This is a genomic window from Bradyrhizobium sp. STM 3561 (assembly GCF_045571455.1).
In the GTDB taxonomy this organism is placed as follows: Bacteria; Pseudomonadota; Alphaproteobacteria; order Rhizobiales; family Xanthobacteraceae; genus Bradyrhizobium; species Bradyrhizobium vignae.
This window is the reverse complement of sequence record NZ_CP120695.1, coordinates 888,285-910,430: the sequence shown is the minus strand read 5'-3', so window position 1 is coordinate 910,430 and position 22,146 is coordinate 888,285. Positions and strand designations below refer to the sequence as shown.

The window sequence follows — 22,146 nt, the reverse complement described above, 5'->3', positions numbered from 1 at the left end:
CTTCGTCGCAAGGGCTCCTCGCAATGACGGTGTGGAGAGAGCGTTGCGTAGAATGAGAGAGGCGGGGTTTTGGCCCCGCCTCTCTCGCATTCAGATTGTGCGTTGCTCACGCCTGGCTCGCGATCTCCTTCCCGAGCGCGGCTTGCGCCGCGGCGAGGCGGGCGATCGGCACGCGGTAGGGCGAGCAGGAGACGTAGTCGAGACCGATATGGTGACAGAAGGCGACGGAGGCGGGATCGCCGCCGTGCTCGCCGCAGATGCCGACCTTGAGCGAGGCGCGGGTCTTGCGGCCGCGGGCGACACCGATCTTGACGAGCTCGCCGACGCCTTCCTGATCCAAAGATATGAAGGGATCGACCGAGAGGATGCCCTTCGCGACGTACGGACCGAGGAAGCTCGCCGCGTCGTCGCGGCTGATGCCGTAGGTCGTCTGCGTCAGGTCGTTGGTGCCGAACGAGAAGAACTCGGCGCTTTCCGCGATCTCCGCCGCGAGCAGACAGGCGCGCGGCAGCTCGATCATGGTGCCGACCTGATAGGCCAGCTTGGTGTTGGTTTCGCGCATCACGGCCTGCGCGGTGGCATCGATCCGCGCCTTGACGAGATCGAGCTCGGCCTTGGTCGCGATCAGCGGTACCATCACCTCGAGGCCGACGGCCTTGCCGGTACGCTTCTGCGCCTCGACCGCCGCCTCGAAGATCGCGCGCGCCTGCATCTCGGCGATCTCCGGATAGGCGATCGCGATACGGCAGCCGCGGAAGCCGAGCATCGGATTGAACTCCGAGAGCTCGCGGGCGCGGTCGGCGAGACGCCGCGGGTCGGTGTTCATGGCGCGCGCCACTTCCTCGACCTCGGCATGGGTGTGCGGCAGGAACTCGTGCAGCGGCGGGTCGAGCAGGCGGATCGTGACGGGCAGGCCCTTCATGATCTCGAACAGCTCGACGAAGTCGGCGCGCTGCATCGGCAGCAGCTTTGCGAGCGCTGCGCGGCGCGACTGCTCGTCCTCGGAGAGGATCATTTCGCGCACCGTGCGGATGCGCGTCTCTTCGAAGAACATGTGCTCGGTGCGGCAGAGGCCGATGCCTTCGGCGCCGAACTTGATCGCGGTGCGCGCGTCATCAGGCGTGTCGCCATTGACGCGGACGCCGATCTTGCGGACCTGGTCGGCCCAATTCATCAGCGTGCCGAATTCGCCGGACAGCTCCGGCTCGATCATCGGCATCCGGCCGGCGAGCACCTGGCCGAGCGAGCCGTCGATGGTGATGACATCTCCGGTCTTGAAGGTGCGCGAGCCGATGCTCATGGTGCCGCGGCCGTAATCGACACGGATGGTGCCGCAGCCGGAGACACAGGGCTTGCCCATGCCGCGCGCGACCACCGCCGCGTGCGAGGTCATGCCGCCGCGGGTGGTCAAAATGCCTTCGGCGGCATGCATGCCGTGGATGTCTTCGGGGCTGGTCTCGATGCGGACCAGAATGACCTTGCGCCCGTCGCCTTGAAGCTTGGCGGCCTCGTCCGAGGAGAACACGATCTCGCCGGAGGCAGCACCCGGGGACGCCGGCAAGCCGGTCGCGATCACGTCGCGCTTGGCGTTGGGATCGATGGTCGGATGCAGGAGCTGGTCGAGCGAAGCGGGATCGATCCGCGTCACCGCTTCCTTCTTCGAGATCAGGCCCTCATTGGCGAGCTCGACCGCGATGCGCAGCGCCGCCTTGGCGGTACGCTTGCCGCCGCGGGTCTGCAGCATCCAGAGCTTGCCCTGCTCGACCGTGAACTCCATGTCCTGCATGTCGCGGTAGTGCTTCTCGAGCAGCGTGTAGATCCGCGTCAACTCCTTGAAAGCCTCCGGCATCGCCGATTCCATCGACGCCTTGTCGGAGCCCGACTCCTTGCGCGCCTCCTCGGTGATGTCCTGCGGCGTGCGGATGCCCGCCACCACGTCCTCGCCTTGCGCGTTGATCAGGAACTCGCCGTAGAGCTTGCTCTCGCCGGTCGAGGGATTGCGGGTGAAGGCAACGCCGGTCGCCGACGTCTCGCCCATGTTGCCGAACACCATGGCCTGTACGTTGACCGCGGTGCCCCAGGATTCCGGAATGTCGTGCAGCTTGCGGTAGGTCACCGCGCGAGCGTTCATCCAGGATGAGAACACGGCGCCAATCGCGCCCCAGAGCTGGTCGTGCGGATCCTGCGGGAATTCCCTGCCGGTCTCGCGCGCGACCGCGTCCTTGTACTTACCGACCAATTCGACCCAGTCCTCGGCGGACAGATCGGTGTCGAGCGTGTAGCCTTGGCTATCCTTGAAGGTATCGAGGATTTCCTCGAAGTGATGATGCTCGAAGCCGAGCACCACGTCGGAATACATGGTGATGAAGCGGCGATAGCTGTCATAGGCGAAGCGGCGGTCGCCAGACAATTCCGCCAGCGCTTCCACGGTCTGGTCGTTGAGGCCGAGATTGAGCACGGTGTCCATCATGCCCGGCATCGAGGCGCGCGCGCCGGAACGCACCGAGACGAGCAGCGGGTTCTTGGTGTCGCCGAACACCTTGCCGGTCAACTTGCCGACATAGTCCAGCGCCTTCTCAACCTGCGGCTTCAGCTCCTTCGGATAGGTCTTATCGTGCTCGTAAAAATAGGTGCAGACCGAGGTCGGGATGGTGAAGCCGGGAGGCACCGGCAGGCCGAGATTGGCCATCTCGGCGAGGTTGGCGCCCTTGCCGCCGAGCAGGTCGCGCATCTCCGAGCGGCCCTCGGCCTTGCCGTCGCCGAACGTGTAGACCCATTTGCCGGTCTTCGCCGCGGCCGGCGCCGCCTTGGCGGGCGCTGCCTTCTTCGGTGCAGGCTTCGCAGCGACCTTCGGCGCAGCCGCCTTCCTCACGGCCTTTGCCGCCGGCTTAGCAGCGGGCTTGGCAACAGATTTGGCGACCGGCTTCGGCGCGCTCTTGGCCAGCGCCTTGCGGGCCGGCGGCGCGGCTTTCGCGACGGAGGAGGACTTTGATTTCGCTGGCATTTTCGCTGGGATTTTCTTGGGCTTCGAGGCGGCTTTGGCCATAGCTTGCACACAACCTGCGAGAGGAATGGGAAATCGCGGGCCTTACACCATTTTGGGCGCCCCCGCGCAAGTCGGACAGTTCCGAAAAGTGAACGCCTAGAAACGCAGCCACTTCAGGAGCCCGAGCCCGATCGCGCCGTTGACGATGAGGAAGATCGCGACAATGAGATTGAGCAGCCGCGGCATGATCAGGATGAGCACGCCCGCAATCAACGACAGGATCGGCGAAATGTGGGCGACGGTGATGTGCATGAACAATCTTTCTGTGGAGGTGAGGCGAATCGCGCGCGGATCATAGCCGGCCAGGTTCCGGGAGTAGAGATGCGCAAGACGCGCCGCGAGTTCCCGGCACTCACGAAAACTGCCCGAAATTGCCGCGAATGCGGCAGGTCTTTCCCGGAACATTGGCTTAAGGCCCGCATTGGCAAGCAGTCGCGCCACTGGCGCGTCCCGCAGAATCACGTCGAAGGAGTTATCCATGCGGAACAGGATTCTTGCTCTTGCAGCGCTCGCGGCCGCGATCGGCTCGCCCCTTGCGGCGCAGGCGCAAAGCGATGTCACCATTGGACGCGCACCCGCCGTGGTCGACAGCGCCCCGACGATTGCCGTCGAACAGCGGCCGGCCTTCCGCGAATACGTCATCGAACAACGCGTGCCAGCCTTCCGCACTCCGGATCGCGTGGTGGTCGGCGCCATCCTCCCCGAGAGCGGCATCACCTATTATGACGTGCCGCAACGCTTCGGCGCCACGACCTATCGCTATACCGTCGTGAATGGCGAAACCGTGCTGGTCGAGCCGCGCTCGCGCCGCATCGTCGAGGTGCTGGACTAAAACGCTGCCGCTCCATTCGATGTCCGGCGCGTCACATCAGGCTGGCGCGAGCAGTGTTTAATCGGACATCAGGCCCCGCCCGGTCCTCCCCCCGCCGGGCGGGGCTTTTTTTGTGCTTCGGAGCACCGTCGTTCCGGGGCGGTCCGCAGGACCGAACCCGGAACCTCGAGATTCTCAGGTGCGCAATTGCGCACTATGGTCTGCGCTTCGCGCACGGTGGTGCCTATTGCACGGCCTCGCCTCAATCCTGGATCTTCGAGAAGTCCGCCACCGCCCGCGTGGCGCTGCGGATCTCGTTCAGCAGCTTCAGGCGGTTCTCGCGCACCTTCGGATCATCGTCGTTGACGCGGACCTTGTCGAAGAACGCATCCACCGGCGGGCGCAGCTTTGCCATCGCGCTCATGGCGGCAGCAAAGTCTTCCCTGGCGACGGCGGCGCCGGCTCCCGCCTTCACCTCGCCAATCGCCTTGGCAAGCGCCTTTTCCTCAGCGAGGCTGTAAAGCGCAGCATCCGGCGCACCGTCGAAGGTCCGCTTGTCCTTCTTTTCCTCGATCGAAAGGATGTTGCTGGCCCGCTTGGTGCCGGCGAGCAGGTTCTTTCCGTCGTCAGTGTCGAGGAATTTTCCGAGCGCCTCGACGCGGCGCACGATCATCAAGAGATCGTCCTGGCCGCCGAGGGCGAACACGGCGTCGACGAGATCGTGCCGCGCGCCCTGCTCGCGAAGCTGGACTTTCAGACGGTCGGCGAAGAAGGCGAGCAGGTCGCTCGGAAGCTTCTGCGCATCGGCGGACCTCACCGAGAGGCCGGCGAACGCGGACTCCGCCACCTTCATCAACGACAGACGAAGCGCGTTCTCGGCAATCAGCCTGATCACGCCCAGCGCCGCTCTCCGCAGCGCATAGGGGTCCTTGCTGCCCGTCGGCTTTTCGTCGATCGCCCAGAAGCCGACCAGCGTATCGAGCTTGTCAGCAAGCGCGACCGCAACGCTGACCGGATCAGTCGGGACGCGATCGGCAGGGCCTTGCGGCTTGTAATGCTCTTCGCACGCAGCGGCGACGGAGGCGTCCTCGCGCTGCGCCAAGGCGTAGTACTTGCCCATCAGGCCCTGGACCTCGGGGAATTCGCCGACGACCTCGGTCAGCAGATCGGCCTTGGCCAGATGCGCAGCACGCGTCGCCTTGGCGACATCGGCGCCAACCAAAGGCGCGATCTCGGCGGCGAGACGCTCGATGCGCTTGATGCGCGCGGCCTGGGTGCCGAGCTTCTCATGGAACACGATCTGCTCGAACTTCGGCAGACGATCCTCAAGCTTGGTCTTGAGGTCCGTCTCGTAGAAGAACTTCGCGTCCGACAGGCGCGCGCGGATGACGCGCTCATTGCCGGCGACGATGGTCTTGCCGCCGTCAGTCGCCTCGATATTGGCGACCAGGATGAACTTGCTCGCGAGCTTGCCCGTCTTGGGATCGCTGACGACAAAGCACTTCTGGTTATTGCGGATGGTGGCGCGGATCACCTCCCCGGGCGTTGTCAGGAATTCCGGTTCGAACGAGCCCATCAGCACGACCGGCCATTCGACCAGGCCCGCGACCTCATCGAGCAGGGTCTGGTCCTCCACGAGCTCGAAACCTTGCGCAAAGGCAAGCTGCTTGGCGTCGGTGAGGATGGCGTCCTTGCGGCGCTCGGGGTCGAGCACGACCTTGGCATCGAGTAGCTTTGCCTCATAGTCCTCGAAGCGGCGCACCTGAATTGGCGCCGGCGCGAGGAAGCGGTGGCCGTAGGTGGTCTGGCCGGTCTCGATGCCGTCCACCGCAAACTTCACGACATCCGGCTCTTCGGTCTCGAGCCCGAAGGTCGCGGTGATCGCGTGCAGCGGACGCACCCAGTTCAGCGAGCCGGGTTTTCCGGAACGCGCGCCCCAGCGCATCGATTTCGGCCAGGGGAAGGTGCGGATGATGACGGGCAGGAATTCGGCGAGCACGTCGATCGCGTCGCGGCCGGGCTTTTCGATCAAGCCGATGTAGAAATCACCCTTGGGGTCGCGCTGGATCTTGGCCTCGTCCAGCGACTTCAATCCTGTCGCTTTGAGAAAGCCCTGCACGGCCGCGTCGGGCGCGCCGACTTTGGGGCCGCGGCGCTCGGTCTTCAGATCAGGCTGGCGCGCAGGAATGCCGTGCACGGTGAGCGCAAGACGGCGCGGCGTCGCGAAGGCTTTCGCGCCCTCGTAGACCAGGCCTTCGGCAACCAGCTTGTCGGTGACCATGCGGCGCAGATCGTCGGCCGCCTTGGCCTGCATGCGCGCGGGGATTTCTTCCGAGAAGAGTTCAAGCAAAAGATCGGGCATCAGGCCGCTCCGCCCGCTTCAGTGTGGATCCAGGCCTCGCCGCAAGCCTTGGCCAGCTCACGCACGCGCAGAATGTAGCTCTGCCGCTCGGTCACGGAGATCACGCCGCGCGCATCGAGCAGGTTGAAGACATGGCTCGCCTTGATGCACTGGTCATAGGCCGGCAGCGCCATCAGATGCTGCTTGCTGTTGCCGCCTTCGCGCCAGCCGGCGTCGAGGTATTTCTTGCAGGCAGCCTCCGCCATCTTGAACTGCTCGAACAGCATCGCGGTGTCGGCATATTCAAAGTTGTGCCGCGAATATTCCTGCTCCGCTTGCAGGAAGACGTCTCCATAGGTGACCTTGGAGTCGCCATCACGGCCGTTGAAGTTGAGGTCGTAGACGCGGTCGACGCCCTGCACGTACATCGCGAGGCGCTCGAGGCCATAGGTGAGCTCGCCCGCAACCGGCGCGCATTCGAAGCCCGCGACCTGCTGGAAATAGGTGAACTGGCTGACCTCCATACCGTCGCACCAGCACTCCCACCCCAGGCCCCAGGCGCCCAGCGTCGGGCTCTCCCAATCGTCCTCGACAAAGCGGATGTCGTGCACGGCGGAATCGATGCCGATCGCCGCGAGCGACTTCAGGTACAGCTCCTGAAGGTTCGGCGGCGACGGCTTCATGATCACCTGGAACTGGTAGTAGTGCTGCATCCGGTTGGGGTTCTCGCCGTAGCGGCCGTCCTTGGGCCGGCGCGAGGGCTGCACATAGGCCGCGTTCCATGGCTTTGGCCCGAGCGCGCGCAGGGTGGTCGCCGGATGGAAGGTGCCCGCGCCCATTTCCATGTCGTAAGGCTGCAAGATCACGCAGCCCTGCTCGGCCCAGAACCGCTGGAGCGCGAGGATGAAGCCCTGGAACGAGCGTTCCGGGCGCATATGGGCGGGCAATGAGGCGTCCATCGTCAGATCAGGCTCTCGCGGGGGGTTTTGAATCGCGCGGGACCGTATCGACGGCGGGGATGGGAATCAAGGCGAAGGGGGCGGAAATGGCTGTCATTCCGGGACGATGCGACGGGACGCCCGGAGCATCGGACCCGAAATCTCGAGATTCTCAGGTGCGCAATCGCGCACCGGGGTTCGGTCCTGCCGACCGCCCTGGAATTACGGTGTGCGAAAAAGAACGCCGGCTACCCCGGCCGGTAAGCTCCGGTCACGGGATCACGCTTCAGCGTCTGGATATCCCCCATACGGGCGGCTTCAGCGACGCGCGACAGGCGCATCTCCTCCAGCTCCTGGTTGATCCGGACAGCGGTCTTGTAGGCCCAGCGGACCACGGCAAGCCCGCCCAGGACGCCCGCGAAAGCGACGAACGGCGGCATCGGTCGATCCTTATTCAATGCTCAGCCCCCACGCACATTGTCGCGCAGATGGACCTGCGCCGCAATTGGCTCACCTCGGGCCAAATGGCGCGGGAGGGCCCGAGCCTAGAACCCGAATTTCGCCCAAATCGCCCGCGTCTCCACAGCAGAGATCAATTCGTCCGGCAGGCCGGCCATTGATTCCAGGGCCGAAAGCTGCCCCGCGCCGGGCGCTTTTCGCCCCAAGAGGCCGGAGAGCAGCCCGGTCGGCTGCACGATCACGGGCGTGAGAACCTTCTCGCCATAGCGGGCACGAAGAGTTGAGCGGAGATCGCCGATGCCGTCGGCGAGCCCCAGCGCGATGGCGCTCTCGCCGGCCCAGTATTCGCCCGTGAACAGCGCGTCGTCCGCTCCCTTCAGCCGCGCGCCGCGACTCTCCTTGACCAGCGAGATGAAGATCTGGTGGATCTCGCGCTGGATCGCCTTCAATCTGACGACGTCATCGGGGTTTTCCGGGAGGAACGGGTCGAGCATCGCCTTGTGTTCGCCTGCGGTGTAGAGGCGCCGCTCGATGCCGAGCCGCTTGATTGCCTCCTGAAAACCGAAACTGCCGCCGACAACACCGATCGAACCGAGGATCGAAGAAGGATCGCAGATGATCTCGTCGCCGGCGCAGGCGATCATGTAGCCGCCGGAGGCCGCGACGTCTTCGACAAACACGAGCACCGGCAGCTTCTTCTCCGCCGCCAGTTGCTTGATCCGCAGGTAGATCTGTCGCGACTGCACCGGCGAGCCGCCGGGTGAATTGATCACCAACGCCACGGCCTTGGCGTGCCGATAGGAAAACGCGCGCTCGAGCACCCGCGCGACGCCAGCAAGCGTCAAGCCGGGACGCAGTGGCGTCACCGCACCAATCACGCCGGACAGCCGCACCACCGGCACCACCGCCGCACCGGGGCGGAAGCGCGCCGGCAGATATTGCATGAGCTTGTCGGCCAGGCCGGAACTCTCTCGATCGTTCGAATGTTCGGCCATGCCGTTACCTCTGATTAACCATTTCTTATCACGCGAGTGTCATTGGAAGTGCCTGGAACGTGTTTTGCAGATCTTCCGTTGGGAAGCTGCAATAGGCAGCGGAGGAAACGCCATGAAGATTTATCTGCTGATGCTGCTGATCGGTGCGCTTTTCACGGCGATTCGCTTCACCTCTCCGCAAGAGCAGCAGTCGGAATCGCTTCCGCAGTAAGCCTCACGGCTCCGCCAGCGTCACCTCCGCCTTTCCTTCCAGAATATCCCTTACCTCTTTTTTAGGCACGTTTGACTCTTCGTTGAGCATGAGGCCCGGCAGCAACCGTGTCGGAGCCCGGCCGCCTTTGACTGCGCGGACCAGAACACGGATCGCGGGCTTTCCCGCTTCGCCATGGACCGGCAGGATCGCGAGGCTGCCGAAGCCGCGTGACAGCGCTGCCATGACGTCCGCGATTCCGTCCGCGCGCCAGATCAGAGTCAGCGCACCGCTCGATCGGAGGATACGCCGCGCTGCATGCACCCACGCATGCAGGGTCTCCCCCGTCGCCACATGGGCGGCGTGACGTGCCTGATCCGGCGAGCCGCGATGGCGTGCGGGATCGTTGAAGGGCGGGTTCATCAGCACTGCGTCGACACTGTCAGGCAGGAGTCCGTTTGCTGCAAACGCCTGCGCATCCGCGGTGACGTCGAGCACGATGGTCTCGGCGGCGATCGCGTTCGCCGCGGCATTGGCCCGCGCGAGCTCCGCCAGTTCCGGATCGATCTCGACCAGGCTGAGCCTGATCCCCTCTACGCGCCGAGCGAGCGCGAGACCCGCCGTGCCGACGCCGGCGCCGAAATCGACCACGCGGTCTCCGGCCTGGGCGCCGGTCGCCGCCGCAAGCAGGATAGCGTCATGCCCGGCGCGATGGCCGGATCGCTTCTGCCGCAAGCGCAACTGCCCGCCGAGAAAGGCATCTTCGGTAATATCTGTGGCCTCAATCATCGCTGCGCAATTCGTGGCTGAGGCCGGCTTCGGTGAGGAGCTCCCTAGCCTCCTGGGCGTCGTCCTCATGAACCAGGATCCGCCGCGGCAAAATGCCGAGCGAGCCCTCGATGATGCTCATGTTCTGGTCAAGCACCAGATGATGGATGTTGGCGCCGTCGAGCAGCGCGCCAATCGCCGATACCAGCACCATATCGTTGGTCCGAACCAGTTCGCGCAAAACGCAGGTCTCCTGCCTGAAGGTCGCTAAAGCGACAAATGTCAATGGTTCCGCGGGCCTTGCCGCATCCGCCGCCAGTTTCTATTGTATTTCCATCAGAATAGCCCTTTCGGGGCAAATATTGGAGACCGGCGTGGCCGTCATCGTACCTTTCGAAACTCCCGGCGCGTCGATCGAAGAGCTGGTTGCCCTTGTCGCCCCCGATATGGAGCGCGTCAACGCCACGATCCTGTCGCGGACCGGTTCGGATGTGACCATGATCCCGGAAGTGGCCAACCACCTGATCTCCTCCGGGGGCAAACGCCTGCGCCCGATGCTGACGCTCGCCATGGCCAATCTCGCCGGCTACACCGGCGACGGCCATATCAAGCTGGCTGCCTCCGTCGAGTTCATGCATACCGCCACCCTGCTCCACGACGACGTCGTCGACGAGAGCGAGATGCGCCGCGGCAAGCTGTCGGCGCGCATGCTCTGGGGCAACGAGGCGAGCGTGCTGGTCGGTGACTTCCTGCTGGGACAGGCCTTTCGCATGATGGTCGAGGTCGGCTCGCTGCGCGCGCTCGACATCCTCTCCGCGGCCGCCGCCACCATCGCCGAGGGCGAGGTGATGCAGCTGGCCGCAGCCAAGAACACCGCGACCACCGAGGACGAATATCTCGCCGTGATCCGCGGCAAGACCGCCGAATTGTTCGCAGCCGCCTGCGAGGTCGGCCCTGTCATCGCCAACCGCCCCAAGGCGGAGCAGACCGCGTGCCGCTCTGTCGGCATGAATCTCGGCATCGCCTTCCAGCTCGTCGACGACGTGCTCGATTATGGCGGCAAGAGCGCCAAGCTCGGCAAGAACACCGGCGACGATTTCCGCGAGGGCAAGATCACCCTGCCCGTCGTGCTCGCCTTCCGCCGCGGCAACGATACCGAGCGCGCGTTCTGGATCCGGGCGCTGGAGCGCGGCGAGATCGGCGATGGCGACCTCGATCACGCCATCGGCCTGATGAACAAGCACCGCGCGCTCGAGGATACGCTGAGCCGCGCCCAGCACTACGGCGACATGGCCGTCGATGCACTCGCGCTGTTCCCGCCCTCACCGATGAAGAGCGCGCTGGAGCAGGTCGTGGCGTTCTGTTTGGCGCGGTCGCATTAGGCGACGGCGCTTACCCTTTATCGATCGACGCGCGATTGTTAGCCTATCCCTCGAGGCTCGCCGAAGAGGCGAGCACCTCAGGGTGACGGTGATATGTGTGCGCTGTCTCCACTGCGTCATTGCGAGCGCAGCGAAGCAATCCAGAATCCCGTCGCGGAGACGGCCTGGATTGCTTCGCTACGTTCGCAATGACGGAGTGTGGCGCGTCCGGCACCGCTCGCTCTCGTGTCCCGGACCCGCTGCAGCGTGAAACGCTGCTGCGCAGAGCCGGGACCCATGCGACATCCAGCGATCAGCAGTATGGGCCCCAGCTTTGCAGCGCACCGCCAGCAGGCGCTGCGCTGCAAAGCCGGGGCACGAGAGCGTCTGACCAGCAACTGCGCTTTGTCTCACCAGCAGAACCCAGCCTCATTCGCTCCTCAGCCTAGCACACCCAGTCACTTGCATTTTGCAAGTCACTCCCATACTTTCCCGCCATGCAGCCAAAATCCCCCTCGATCCTGGAATGCCCCGTCGGCCGCGCCGTGGAGACGGTCGGCGAATGGTGGAGCATCCTGATCCTGCGCGATGCATTTCAGGGGGCGACGAAGTTCGACGAGTTCTCGCAAAACCTCGGCATTGCACCGAACATCCTGTCGCGGCGGCTCGCCCATCTCACCGAGAGCGGCATGTTCACGCGCCGCCGCTATCAAGATCGGCCGCCACGCTACGAATATGTGCTGACGGACAAGGCGCGGGATTTCTTTCCCGTGATCACTACGCTGCTCGCCTGGGGCAACAAGCATCTCGCGCCCAAAGGCGAATCCATCCTGCTGGCGAACCGGAACAGCGCACGCCCGTTCGATCCGGTCGTGGTCGACGCGGCCGACATGCAGCCTATCACGCTCGCCAATACCATCGCCATTCCCGGGCCACGCGCCAGCCGCGGCATGCGCAAGCACCTCGCTTCACTCAGGGCAATGAACCCGGCCGTCGCGCCGGCCGGAGACTGACATGCGTCGTATCGTCGTGACGGGAATGGGCGCGGTGTCGCCGCTCGGCTGCGGTGTCGAATTGTCGTGGCGGCGGTTGCTCGCCGGGCAAAGCGGGCTGCGGCCGCTGCCCGAATGGGCGCAGGCGCTGCCGGCGCGCATTGCCGGGCTCGTGCCCGACAAGGCCGATGATGCCGAAGGCGGCTTCGATCCGGCGCAGGCCGCGGCGCCCAAAGACCAGCGCAAGATGGACCGCTTCATTCTGTTCGCACTGCTCGCCACGGCAGAAGCGGTCGCGCAAGCCCGATGGACACCGCAGGACGCAGCCGCGCTGGAGCGCACCGCGACGATCATCGCTTCCGGCGTCGGCGGCTTTCCCGCAATGGCGGAGGCCGTGCGCACCACCGAGCAGCGCGGCGCGCGTCGGCTGTCGCCGTTCACGATTCCCTCCTTCCTCGCCAATCTCGCCGCCGGCCACGTCTCGATCAAATACGGCTACAAGGGCGCGCTGGGCACGCCGGTCACGGCCTGCGCGGCCGGCGTGCAGGCGATCGGCGATGCCGCACGCATGATCCGCCTCGGCGAGGCCGATGTCGCGATCTGCGGCGGCGCCGAGGCCTGCATCGATATCGTCAGCCTCGGCGGCTTTGCGGCGGCGCGAGCCCTGTCGAGCGGCTTCAACGACGAACCCGCACGCGCCTCGCGTCCGTTCGATCGCGACCGCGACGGCTTTGTCATGGGCGAAGGTGCAGGCATCCTGGTGATCGAGGCGCTGGAGCATGCGCTCGCGCGCGGTGCGACGCCGATCGCCGAGATCGTCGGCTACGGCACGACGGCGGACGCCTATCACATGACATCGGGTCCACCGGATGGCGACGGCGCCCGCCGCGCCATGGAGATCGCGCTACGGCAGGCGAAGCTCGCGCCCCCGGATGTGCAGCACCTGAACGCGCACGCGACGTCGACTCCGGCCGGCGACGAGAGCGAGCTCGGCGCCATCGCCACGCTGTTCGGCCGCAATCGGGGCATTGCGGTGAGCGCGACCAAATCGGCCACCGGCCATCTGCTCGGCGCGGCCGGTGGGCTGGAAGCAATCTTCGCCGTGCTCGCTCTGCGCGATCAAATCGCGCCGCCGACGCTCAATCTCGAAAACCCGGATCCTGGCGCTGACGGCATCGACATTGTCGCCGGTGCCGCACGGCCGATGCCGATGCAGCATGCGATCTCCAACGGGTTCGGCTTCGGCGGCGTCAATGCGAGCGTGATCTTCCGCCGGATGGGCTAAGCGAGAGGCCTTGCAATCGCCGCTCGCTCAGCTACGAAAACAGGATGACCGAAACCAATTTCTGGCTGTTCCTGGCCGCAGCATTCCTGATTGCGGCAATTCCCGGCCCCGGCATTTTCTACGTCGCGGCGCGAACACTTTCGGATGGCCACGCGAGCGGCTTTGCCGCGACCGCGGGCACGGCGCTGGGCGGCATGGTCCATGTCGTGGCCGGCAGTCTTGGCATCTCCGCGATCATCCTGGCCAGCGCGGAATTGTTTGCCGCCGTGAAATTCGTCGGCGCGCTCTATCTGGTCTGGCTCGGCATCAGGACGTTTCGCGGCGCCGTGCGTGCGCAGTCGCTCGAGAGCGAAGCCGTCGGCGACAAGCGCGCGTTCCGCGACGGCGTGCTGGTCGAGGCGCTGAATCCGAAGACTGCGGCGTTCTTTCTCGCCTTCATTCCGCAGTTTCTCGATCCCGCGGGATCGAACCCGACGCTCCAATTCATCCTGCTCGGTGCGATCTCGGTGGCACTGAACACACTCGCCGACGTCGTGGTGGTGCTGATGGCCTCGGCAACGCGCGCGCAGCTGATCGGACGGCCGCAGCTGATGCGGCGCCTCACGCAAGGCTCCGGCGTCTTCATCGCGGGCCTCGGCCTCTCGCTTGCCTTGGCGCGGCGGCCGGCAAATGGCTAGCACCCCGCAAAGCCGCTTCTATGAATCGCACGGCCTGCGGCTGCATTACGCCGACTGGGGCAACGAGGGCGCGCCCGCTCTGATCCTGGTCCATGGGGGCCGCGATCATTGCCGCAGCTGGGATCACATCGCCCGATCGTTGCAGCCGCATTTTCACGTGCTCGCACCCGACCTGCGCGGTCACGGCGATTCCGATTGGACGAGGGGCGGCAGCTACGCGCTGACCGAATATGTCTACGATCTTACCCAGCTCGTCCGCACCATTGCAGCGCCTCAAGTGGCTCTCATCGGCCATTCGATGGGCGGCATGGTGAGCCTGATCTTTTCAGGTTCATTCCCCGAGCAGGTCACGAAGCTGGTCGTCCTCGACGGCGTGACCATGTTGCCGGATGCACCAAAGCCGCCGGTGCATGAGCGCGTCGGCAAATGGATGGCCCAGCTCGACAAGCTGCACGACCGGACGCCGCGTCGATATTCGACTCTAGCGGACGCGGCCGCGCAGATGGTGCTTCACAACAGGCGGCTGTCGCGCGACCTCGCGCTGCATCTCGCCACGCATGGCGCGCGACGGAACGAGGACGGCACCTATAGCTGGAAGTTCGATCCCTACCAACGTGCCAGCGCGCCGCACCGGCTCTGGCCCGACGATCACGTCGCCTTGTGGTCACGCATCGCCTGCCCGACGCTGCTGCTCAATGCCGGCGAAAGTTTTCTGGCCGGCGCAAAGGCCGCAGGCCTGGAGCGCTATTTCCAGAACGCGCGCATCAAGACCATCGCCGGGGCGGGACACTGGCTGCAGCATGACAAGCCGCAGGAGGTGTTGGACGAGATCCGGCGGTTTCTGGAATTGGCCGAGGACGGCTTAGGCTAGCTCGACTATATCCACGTCATTGCGAGCGTAGCGAAGCAATCCAGACTGTCACCGCTGAGAGATTCTGGATTGCTTCGCTACGCTCGCAATGACGAGCAGAGCTAGCTCAACGTCCCCGCATGCACCCACCAGCCGGGGTGATCGCGGCGGATCTTTTCGGCGGCGGCGTGCGTCTCGACCGGTGCGCCATAGATCGCAAAGCACGTCGCGCCGGAGCCGGACATCCGGGCGAGCTTGACGCCGGCGGAGGTACGCAAGGCGTCCAGCACCTCGCCGATGACAGGCTCGATCCGCATCGCCGGCGCTTCGAGGTCATTGGCAACCGTTTCGAGAACCTCGACCCAATCGGCGATCGAGGCCCCCTCCTCCGGCCACGCCGGCGCTTCGAGGACCGAGGTAGCGCCAACCAGAAGCTCGCCGTTGCGCAGGCCCAGCGCCTGGAACACGTCCTTGGTGGCAACCGGCACGCGCGGATTGACCAAGACGCAGGGCATGCTCGGCAGCGCGAGCGGCAACAGCTGCTCGCCGACGCCGGTCATGTCGCAGGCGCGCGAGAGGAGGCACACCGGCACGTCGGCGCCGGTCGCGAGCGCGACTTTCTGAACGCGGGGATCATCGAGCGATAGATCATTGAGACGCGCGAGGAGCCGCAGCGCCGCTGCGGCATCCGCTGAGCCGCCGCCGATGCCGGCGGCAACCGGAAGCACCTTGTCGAGTGAGAAGGCGCCGAGCTTCAGGCCAGGGACGGCCTCGGCCAGAAGCTTGGCGGCCTTGAGCACGAGATTGTCAGCGGTGTCGCCGCAAGCCGCAGCCAGCGGCCCGGTGGTGGTGAGCTTCAGCTCGCCGTCGGGCTCCAGCGTGAGCCTGTCGGCACAGTCGGCGAACGCGACCACGCTTTCGAGATCATGATAGCCGTCGGCACGACGGCCGACGACGCGAAGGCTCAAATTGACCTTCGCCCGCCCTTCTTCAATCAACGCCGGCATCGGCGACAGCCCCCAACTTGCCCCAGATCTCAGCCGCCCTTGCCGTCGTCCTTCTTCTTCTCGGCCTGCGCCGCGGAAGAGTTGGAATTATCCTCGGTGAGGCCATTGGCGATCTTGGCCTCGATCTTCGGCAGCTCTTCCGGCTCGGGCTTGAGATCGCGCGCATGCGACCACTGGAACTTGGCTTCCAGCGTGCGGCCGACGCGCCAATAGGCATCGCCGAGGTGGTCGTTGATGGTGGGATCCTCGGGCTTGAGATCGATCGCGCGCTCGAGGTTCTTCACCGCCTCCTCATAATTGCCGATGCGGTAATAGGCCCAGCCGAGCGAATCGACGATATAGCCGTCGTCGGGACGCTGCTCGACGGCGCGCTTAATCATCTTCATGCCCTCGTCGAGATTGATGCCCTGGTCGATCCAGGAATAGCCAAGATAGTTGAGCACGTGCGGCTGGTCGGGCTGCAGCTCGAGCGCCTTCTTCATGTCGGCTTCGGCCTTGGCCCACTGCTTGGAGCGCTCCTCGCAGATGCCGCGATAGTAGTACCAGACGCTATTGGCCTTGTCGTTGCCGGCCGGCAGCACGTCGATGCCTTGCGAGTAGGTCGCGCCGCAGTCGCCGAACTTCTTGCGGCCGCGCTCGATGTTGCCGAGCGCCATGATGGCTTCGAGGTCCTTGGGATCCTCCGTAGTGACGCCCTTGAGGATCTTGATCGCCTCGTCGGTGCGGTCGGCGGAGTCGAGATCGATGGCGAGCTGAATCTGGGCGTTGCGCTTGAGCGGCGAGGACGCGGGCACGCGCTCATAGACCTTGATCGCCATCTGCGGCCGCTTCACCGATTCGTAGAGATCGGCGAGCGAGAGCAGTGCCAGCGGATGGCTCGGCTGCAGGTAGAGCGAGAGCTGGAGATAGACCAGCGCCAGATCCTCGCCGCCGCGGCGGGTCAGCGTCGCGCCGATGCCATAGAGCGCTTCGGCGGCGCCGGCCTGCGCGGAATCCACGAGCGGCGGCATCTTCTTGCCGGCCTTGGTCTCGCGCAGACCTTCCTGGATCAGCGGATGACGCGCGAGCTTCTTGTCGAAGGCCTGGTAGACACTGGTCGCGGCGGTGGAATCCTTGTTGCGCGACAGCCAGCGCGCATAGGCCTCGGTCACGCGCAGCATGGAATCGTCGAGCTTGTAGGCGCGCTCGAAGCGGGTGCCGGCGTCCTTCTCCTTGCCGGAGAGCTCCAGGATCATGCCCGCATGAAGGTCCTTGAACAGCGGATACCATTCCGGACCTGCCAGCTTGTCGATGGCGGCGACACCACCCTTGGCATCGCCCGCACCATAGGCGGCCCAGCCCGACAGCAGCGTGGCGACGAGATCGGTGATCGGACCGCGGATCGACTGGTTGATATTGGTCTGCGCAGCCGCGTACTTCTTCAGCTTGAGATCATGCACGCCGACGACGAGACGCGCGACACGGTTGGTCTTGTCGATGGTGAGGATGCGCTCGGCGAGCTTGACCGCCTCGTCGATGTCGCCGTCCGCGACCGAGGAGATGAAGGCACGGTCGAGCAGCTCGTTGTTCTTCGGATCGGTGCGGAGCGCCGAACGATAGAATGCGGCGGCGGACGCCGCGTCACGCTCGACGCTGGCGTGGCGCGCGGCGAGATAGCTGCCGGCACCGGTCAGCGACTTCAGATCGTTTCGGGTCGGAAACTGCGCCGCCGTGCTCTCCGGATGATCCGGCGTCTGCGCCAGCACCGCGCCGGGGACCGTCGTGATCGCGGTGAGGACGATGGCGGCAGCAGTCCAGCGGTTGAAACGATTTGAAAACATCAGGGCTCGCCTTGAGTTGGTATTGCCTGGGTTTGCAGCAGAAGGCCGTATCGCATGCGAACGCGGCCGGTGGCATCGGGACCCGGAACCGTCAGGCCGACAATGCCGCTTTTGGCGCTTCGCCGCAAGGATTCGGACCGGACGATCGCCTCCGCACGCCCCAAACCGGCCACCCGCGCCCCAAGACGCCGCTACTATGGCCTTATCGTGGCCGCGGCGAGTGGCCGCGGCCGGGTTCTCACGCGAACGTGCGTCAGCTCACCAGTGAGCCCGCCCTTACATCGCCTCGTAGTTCGGGCCGCCGCCGCCCTCCGGGGGAACCCAGGTGATGTTGCCGTTGGGATCCTTCACGTCGCAGGTTTTGCAGTGGACGCAGTTCTGGGCATTGATCTGGAAGCGCGGGCCCGCCCCCTCCTCGATCCATTCATAGACGCCGGCCGGGCAGTAGCGATTCGAGGGGCCGGCGAAGACGTCATGCTCGGAGGCCTTCTGGAGGTTCATGTCCGCCACCTTCAGATGGATCGGTTGGTCCTCCTCGTGATTGGTGTTGGACAAAAACACCGAGGACAGCTTGTCGAAGGTGATCTTGCCATCGGGCTTCGGGTAATTCCTGGGCGCGTGGCTCTTGGCAGGATCGAGCGTGGCGCGGTCGGGCTTGAGGTGCGACTGGGTGCCGAACAGCGAGCCGCCGAACAGCGTGTTGCACCACATGTCGAAGCCGCCCAGCGCGACGCCGAGCACGGTGCCGAACTTCGACCACAGCGGTTTGACGTTGCGGACCAGGAACAAATCCTTTCCGACCGACGACGTGCGCCAGGCATTCTCGTATTCGACGAGTTCGTCATTGGCGCGATCGGCGGCAATCGCGGCTGCGACGTGCTCGGCGGCGAGCATGCCGGTGCCCATCGCGTTGTGCACGCCCTTGATGCGCGGCACGTTGACGAACCCGGCCGCGCAACCGATCAGCGCGCCCCCGGGGAAGCTCAGCTTCGGCACCGACTGATAGCCGCCCTCGGTGATGGCGCGCGCGCCATAAGCGAGCCGCTTGGCGCCTTCGAAGGTGCCGCGGATCGAGGGATGGGTCTTGAAGCGCTGGAATTCGTCGAACGGGGACAGATAGGGATCGTCGTAATTGAGGTGCACGACGAAGCCGACAGCGACGAGATTGTCGTCGTAATGGTACAGGAACGAGCCGCCGCCGGTCTTCATGTCGAGCGGCCAGCCGAACGAATGCTGGATCAAGCCCTTCTGGTGCTTGGCGGGATCGATCTGCCAAACCTCCTTGAGGCCGATGCCGAATTTTGGCGGCTCAGCCTTGGCGTCGAGTGCGAATTTGTTGATGAGCTGCTTGGTCAGGCTGCCTCGGGCGCCTTCGGCAAACAGCGTGTACTTGCCGAGCAATCCCATACCGCGGGTAAAGGAATCCTTCGGCTTGCCGTCGCGGCCGATGCCCATGTCGCCGGTGGCGATGCCCCTGACCTTGCCCCCCTCGTCGTAGAGCACCTCGGCCGCGGCAAAGCCCGGATAGATCTCGACGCCGAGCGCCTCGGCCTTGCGCGCCAGCCAGCGGCAGACATTGCCGAGCGAGCCGATATAGCAGTGATGATTGTCCATCAGCGGCGGCATCATGAAATTCGGCAGCTTGATCGCGCCGCCGCCCGTCATCCAGTAGAAGCGGTCGTCCTTGACCTGCGTCTTCAGCGGGCAGTCGGCATCCTCCCGCCAGTCCGGAATGAGCTTGTCGAGTCCGGCCGGGTCGATCACCGCGCCCGAGAGAATATGTGCGCCGACCTCGGAGCCCTTCTCCACCACGACCACATTGAGATCGGCATTGAGTTGCTTCAGCCGGATCGCGGCCGACAGACCCGAGGGGCCAGCGCCGACAATGACGACGTCGAATTCCATGGATTCGCGCGGGGGAAGTTCTTCGGTGCTCATCTGATCTCAGCCCTTGAGACGGTCCTCGGTCGTTTGCGCCCTCTTGTTTCCGATTTTTCCGGGTAGGACAACCTCGGAATCGCGTTCCGCCGGGATGCAAGGCCATCCAAGGTGATATAAAAGTCAGACTTTCCCATGATCCCCGAACCCGCACCCACCGTCCGAGAGCTGCTCGCCTTCTATCTGGAGGCCGGTGTCGACTGCGCGCTTGCGGAGGAACCGATAGACCGCCTGGCGGAAATCGACGCTCCGCCACCTTCCCCGCGCACGGCACCGCTCGAGGCGCCGCGGCCGGTCGCCGCGCCCGCGGTCATACGTGCTGAAGCCGCGCCTGCACCGGATGTCGCCATCGCCTCGGCGCGTGAGGCCGCGCGCACCGCCCCGACGCTGGAGGCATTGCGCGAGTTGATGCAAACTTTCGAGGGCTGCGCGCTGAAGCACACGGCGACACGGCTGGTGTTCGCCGACGGCAATCCCAAGGCGCGCATTATGTTCGTCGGCGAGGCGCCAGGGCGCGACGAGGACATCGAGGGACTGCCCTTCGTCGGGCGCAGCGGCAAGCTGCTCGATCTGATGATGGGGGCCATAGGGCTCAACCGCACCACAGCCTACATCGCCAACGTCATTCCCTGGCGGCCGCCCGGCAACCGCACGCCGACGCCGCAGGAGACGCAGATCTGCCTGCCCTTCATCCAGCGCCAGATCGAGCTGGTGAACCCGGATGTGCTGGTGACGCTCGGCAATCCCTCGACCCAGACGCTGCTCGGAACGCGCGAAGGCATCATGCGCACCCGCGGGCGCTGGTTCGATTATGACACCGGCGCACGCACCATCCGCGCGCTGCCGACCTTCCATCCGGCCTATCTGTTGCGCTCGCCGTCATACAAGCGGCTGGCCTGGCAGGATCTGCGCGCAGTCGCGAAGGTGCTGGCGGGATAGCGAGGGGCAGAACGCTCTCTCCCCGTCATTGCGAGCGCAGCGAAGCAATCCAGAATCTTTCCGGAGAGAGACTCTGGATTGCTTTCGTCGCAAGGGCTCCGCGCAATGACGGCGGAGAGAGCACCTCACGTCCCCTTCGGCCGCACGATGGCCCAGCCGATGCGCAGCAGCGGCTGGCGGCCCGTCACCAGCCATTCGAAGGCGCGCGGGACTTCAGGCACGATGCCGGGGAAGCGCTTGAGGATGTCCGGCGGCGGGGTTCCGGCGGTATCGGAGGCGCGCCAGACCACGACGCCGCCAGTTTCGCTGAACTTGGACCGATTCATCCACGGCGTGCGTGCCGGATCGGCGTCGATGAAGAGATGCGGCCGGCCGGAATGCAGTGCGATCAGGCTGGCGAGCTGGGGCTCGCCGGCGACGGCACGCAAGCGATGGTTGGTGCGGCGGGCAAAGCTCTCGTCGAAGAAGTCCGAGATCGCACGCGCCGGCATCGAGGTCGCAATCTCGTTGGCACCGGTCCAGGGCAGGAACAGCACGGCGAGCACCACACCGGCGGCGGGTGCGACGACGGCGGCAGCCCAGACCATGCGCAGCATCCGCGCGCGGCGCATCGCGATGAGATCGCCGGCCGCGACGACCGCGGCGAGCCCCGACATGACCAGCACGACACCGGCGCCGCCGACGACGGAGTCGAGCCCCAGCAAGCCGGAGATCAGCACCGCGCCGAGCGGCAGAGCCAGCGCGAAGAAGTAGACGAAGCTGCGCGCGAGCGGCTCGACCGGCGGGCGATAGATGATCGGCGGCTCCTCGCCCTTGTCGGCGAACAGCCCGGTATTGAGAAAGGTCAGCGCCGGAATCGTCGCCGCCCCGAGCACCAATCCTCCGAGCAGCCAGGCCGCATGCAGCGCGCGGGCGCTGAGCTCGGTGACTTGCGGCAAGGCCGGCAGCGTCAACGTCTCGGCGCGCATCAGCCAGACCGCATAGGGCAGCGCCAGCACGGCGACGACGATCAGTGCAAACAGCGGATCGAGCCCGCGCAGCGTCCTGCGCCCGGCTGCGGTCGAGATCGCGAAGATGATGATCAGCAGGAGGAGAAAGATCGCCGCAGGCGTCGTCAGCAGCAAGAGTCCCGCTTCGATCGACCAGGCGAACCAGGCATTGCCGCGGCGCTGGCCGATGATCTGCCAGGTGTGCAGCAGCAATAGCGCCCAGAGTGGCCGCGCCAGGACCAGCGGCCCGAAGTCGAGCGCGGACGAGGAGAACGCCAGCGCGGTCATGGTCAGGAGCACGGCGAGCACCGCGTGCTGGGAGCCGACCACGGCGCGAGACAGATGAAAGAGCGCGATGAAGGTCGCGATCTCGCACACCTCGGCAAGCACATAGACGCCGAACATATGACCGCCGGCCGCGCGATAGGCGATGTCGGCGAGCCAGACCGGCAGCGGCGGGCCGAGATCGGTGCCGACCTGGTACTCGCGGCCGAAGGCCAGCAGCGTCGCAAGAGTGCCGGGCGGGCTGCGGTAGAACACCAGCGCCACGAACAGCCACATCGCCGCCTGAAGCAGCACGGCGATCCATACGATCAGCCGCGGCCGGGCGCGAATGAGCTCGATGACCAGGGAGGTAAACCGCATGCAACGTCCGAATGATGCAGCCAGTCCAGCCGGCCCTATTCGCTCACATTCGATTTGATAATGGGCGCTGCGCGTCGTGGCAACTTTGGTGTGCT

The 22,146-nt window shown here is 65.3% G+C and carries 19 protein-coding genes; 7 read left to right on the top strand and 12 right to left on the bottom strand.

From position 1 onward, the window contains the following. Positions 1-106: 106 nt before the first annotated feature. Positions 107-3,046, bottom strand: coding sequence for a pyruvate, phosphate dikinase (ppdK, locus tag P6U28_RS03890; RefSeq protein ID WP_407121791.1), 2,940 nt, complete (start codon positions 3,044-3,046; stop codon positions 107-109). A 96-nt stretch (positions 3,047-3,142) separates the two neighbouring features. After that, positions 3,143-3,298 carry a DUF3096 domain-containing protein gene (locus tag P6U28_RS03885; protein WP_008562090.1) on the bottom strand — a complete coding sequence of 52 codons (156 nt, stop codon included), beginning with the start codon at positions 3,296-3,298 and terminating at the stop codon, positions 3,143-3,145. A gap of 226 nt (positions 3,299-3,524) precedes the next feature. On the opposite strand from P6U28_RS03885, the gene P6U28_RS03880 reads away from it, so the two are divergent. Then, a complete protein-coding gene (locus P6U28_RS03880; protein WP_122404787.1) occupies positions 3,525-3,878 on the top strand; it encodes a DUF1236 domain-containing protein in 354 nt (117 codons plus the stop codon). 241 nt (positions 3,879-4,119) lie between these two features. Here the strand turns inward: P6U28_RS03880 and glyS are convergent, their stop codons facing one another. The 6 genes from glyS to P6U28_RS03850 form a co-directional block, all read right to left on the bottom strand. Then, positions 4,120-6,219 carry a glycine--tRNA ligase subunit beta gene (gene glyS / locus P6U28_RS03875; protein ID WP_407121790.1) on the bottom strand — a complete coding sequence of 700 codons (2,100 nt, stop codon included), beginning with the start codon at positions 6,217-6,219 and terminating at the stop codon, positions 4,120-4,122. Further along, complete coding sequence (locus P6U28_RS03870; RefSeq protein ID WP_209294956.1) at positions 6,219-7,157, bottom strand: glycine--tRNA ligase subunit alpha; 939 nt, start codon at positions 7,155-7,157, stop codon at positions 6,219-6,221. Before P6U28_RS03870 ends, glyS begins: the two co-directional genes overlap by 1 nt. 227 nt (positions 7,158-7,384) lie before the next feature. Continuing rightward, positions 7,385-7,576 (bottom strand): hypothetical protein, encoded by a 192-nt coding sequence (locus P6U28_RS03865; protein ID WP_028178670.1) that lies wholly within the window; start codon positions 7,574-7,576, stop codon positions 7,385-7,387. Positions 7,577-7,681: 105 nt separating this feature from the next. Then, positions 7,682-8,590, bottom strand: coding sequence for a S49 family peptidase (locus P6U28_RS03860; protein WP_122404790.1), 909 nt, complete (start codon positions 8,588-8,590; stop codon positions 7,682-7,684). A 214-nt stretch (positions 8,591-8,804) separates the two neighbouring features. Continuing rightward, positions 8,805-9,569 (bottom strand): tRNA1(Val) (adenine(37)-N6)-methyltransferase, encoded by a 765-nt coding sequence (locus tag P6U28_RS03855; protein ID WP_407121789.1) that lies wholly within the window; start codon positions 9,567-9,569, stop codon positions 8,805-8,807. Next, positions 9,562-9,789 (bottom strand): DUF2007 domain-containing protein, encoded by a 228-nt coding sequence (locus tag P6U28_RS03850; RefSeq protein ID WP_122404792.1) that lies wholly within the window; start codon positions 9,787-9,789, stop codon positions 9,562-9,564. Before P6U28_RS03850 ends, P6U28_RS03855 begins: the two co-directional genes overlap by 8 nt. A gap of 133 nt (positions 9,790-9,922) precedes the next feature. Between P6U28_RS03850 and P6U28_RS03845 the strand changes: the two genes are divergently transcribed. The 5 genes from P6U28_RS03845 to P6U28_RS03825 all read left to right on the top strand — a co-directional run bounded on the left by P6U28_RS03845 (position 9,923) and on the right by P6U28_RS03825 (position 14,734). Next, positions 9,923-10,930, top strand: a complete 1,008-nt coding sequence (locus P6U28_RS03845; protein WP_122406818.1) for a polyprenyl synthetase family protein — start codon at positions 9,923-9,925, stop codon at positions 10,928-10,930. A 476-nt stretch (positions 10,931-11,406) separates the two neighbouring features. Next, a complete protein-coding gene (locus tag P6U28_RS03840) occupies positions 11,407-11,922 on the top strand; it encodes a winged helix-turn-helix transcriptional regulator (protein ID WP_407121788.1) in 516 nt (171 codons plus the stop codon). Position 11,923: 1 nt separating this feature from the next. After that, complete coding sequence (fabF, locus tag P6U28_RS03835) at positions 11,924-13,186, top strand: beta-ketoacyl-ACP synthase II (RefSeq protein WP_407121787.1); 1,263 nt, start codon at positions 11,924-11,926, stop codon at positions 13,184-13,186. A gap of 44 nt (positions 13,187-13,230) precedes the next feature. Continuing rightward, entirely contained in the window at positions 13,231-13,863 is a 633-nt protein-coding gene (locus P6U28_RS03830; RefSeq protein WP_407121786.1) for a LysE family translocator, read from the top strand. Further along, positions 13,856-14,734, top strand: coding sequence for an alpha/beta fold hydrolase (locus P6U28_RS03825; RefSeq protein ID WP_407121785.1), 879 nt, complete (start codon positions 13,856-13,858; stop codon positions 14,732-14,734). Before P6U28_RS03830 ends, P6U28_RS03825 begins: the two co-directional genes overlap by 8 nt. A 101-nt stretch (positions 14,735-14,835) precedes the next feature. On the opposite strand, the gene P6U28_RS03820 is transcribed toward P6U28_RS03825, so the two are convergent. The 3 genes from P6U28_RS03820 to P6U28_RS03810 all read right to left on the bottom strand — a co-directional run bounded on the left by P6U28_RS03820 (position 14,836) and on the right by P6U28_RS03810 (position 19,478). After that, a complete protein-coding gene (locus P6U28_RS03820; RefSeq protein ID WP_407121784.1) occupies positions 14,836-15,720 on the bottom strand; it encodes a 4-(cytidine 5'-diphospho)-2-C-methyl-D-erythritol kinase in 885 nt (294 codons plus the stop codon). Between the two features lie 29 nt (positions 15,721-15,749). Then, positions 15,750-17,540, bottom strand: coding sequence for a tetratricopeptide repeat protein (locus tag P6U28_RS03815; RefSeq protein ID WP_407121783.1), 1,791 nt, complete (start codon positions 17,538-17,540; stop codon positions 15,750-15,752). Positions 17,541-17,816: 276 nt separating this feature from the next. Further along, the gene (locus P6U28_RS03810) at positions 17,817-19,478 is read right to left on the bottom strand and encodes an electron transfer flavoprotein-ubiquinone oxidoreductase (RefSeq protein WP_407121782.1); all 1,662 of its coding nucleotides are present in this window, start codon (positions 19,476-19,478) and stop codon (positions 17,817-17,819) included. Between the two features lie 135 nt (positions 19,479-19,613). Between P6U28_RS03810 and P6U28_RS03805 the strand changes: the two genes are divergently transcribed. After that, positions 19,614-20,417 (top strand): uracil-DNA glycosylase family protein, encoded by an 804-nt coding sequence (locus P6U28_RS03805; protein ID WP_407121781.1) that lies wholly within the window; start codon positions 19,614-19,616, stop codon positions 20,415-20,417. Between the two features lie 125 nt (positions 20,418-20,542). On the opposite strand, the gene P6U28_RS03800 is transcribed toward P6U28_RS03805, so the two are convergent. Beyond that, the gene (locus tag P6U28_RS03800; protein ID WP_407121780.1) at positions 20,543-22,051 is read right to left on the bottom strand and encodes a glycosyltransferase family 39 protein; all 1,509 of its coding nucleotides are present in this window, start codon (positions 22,049-22,051) and stop codon (positions 20,543-20,545) included. Between the last annotated feature and the right edge of the window lie 95 nt (positions 22,052-22,146).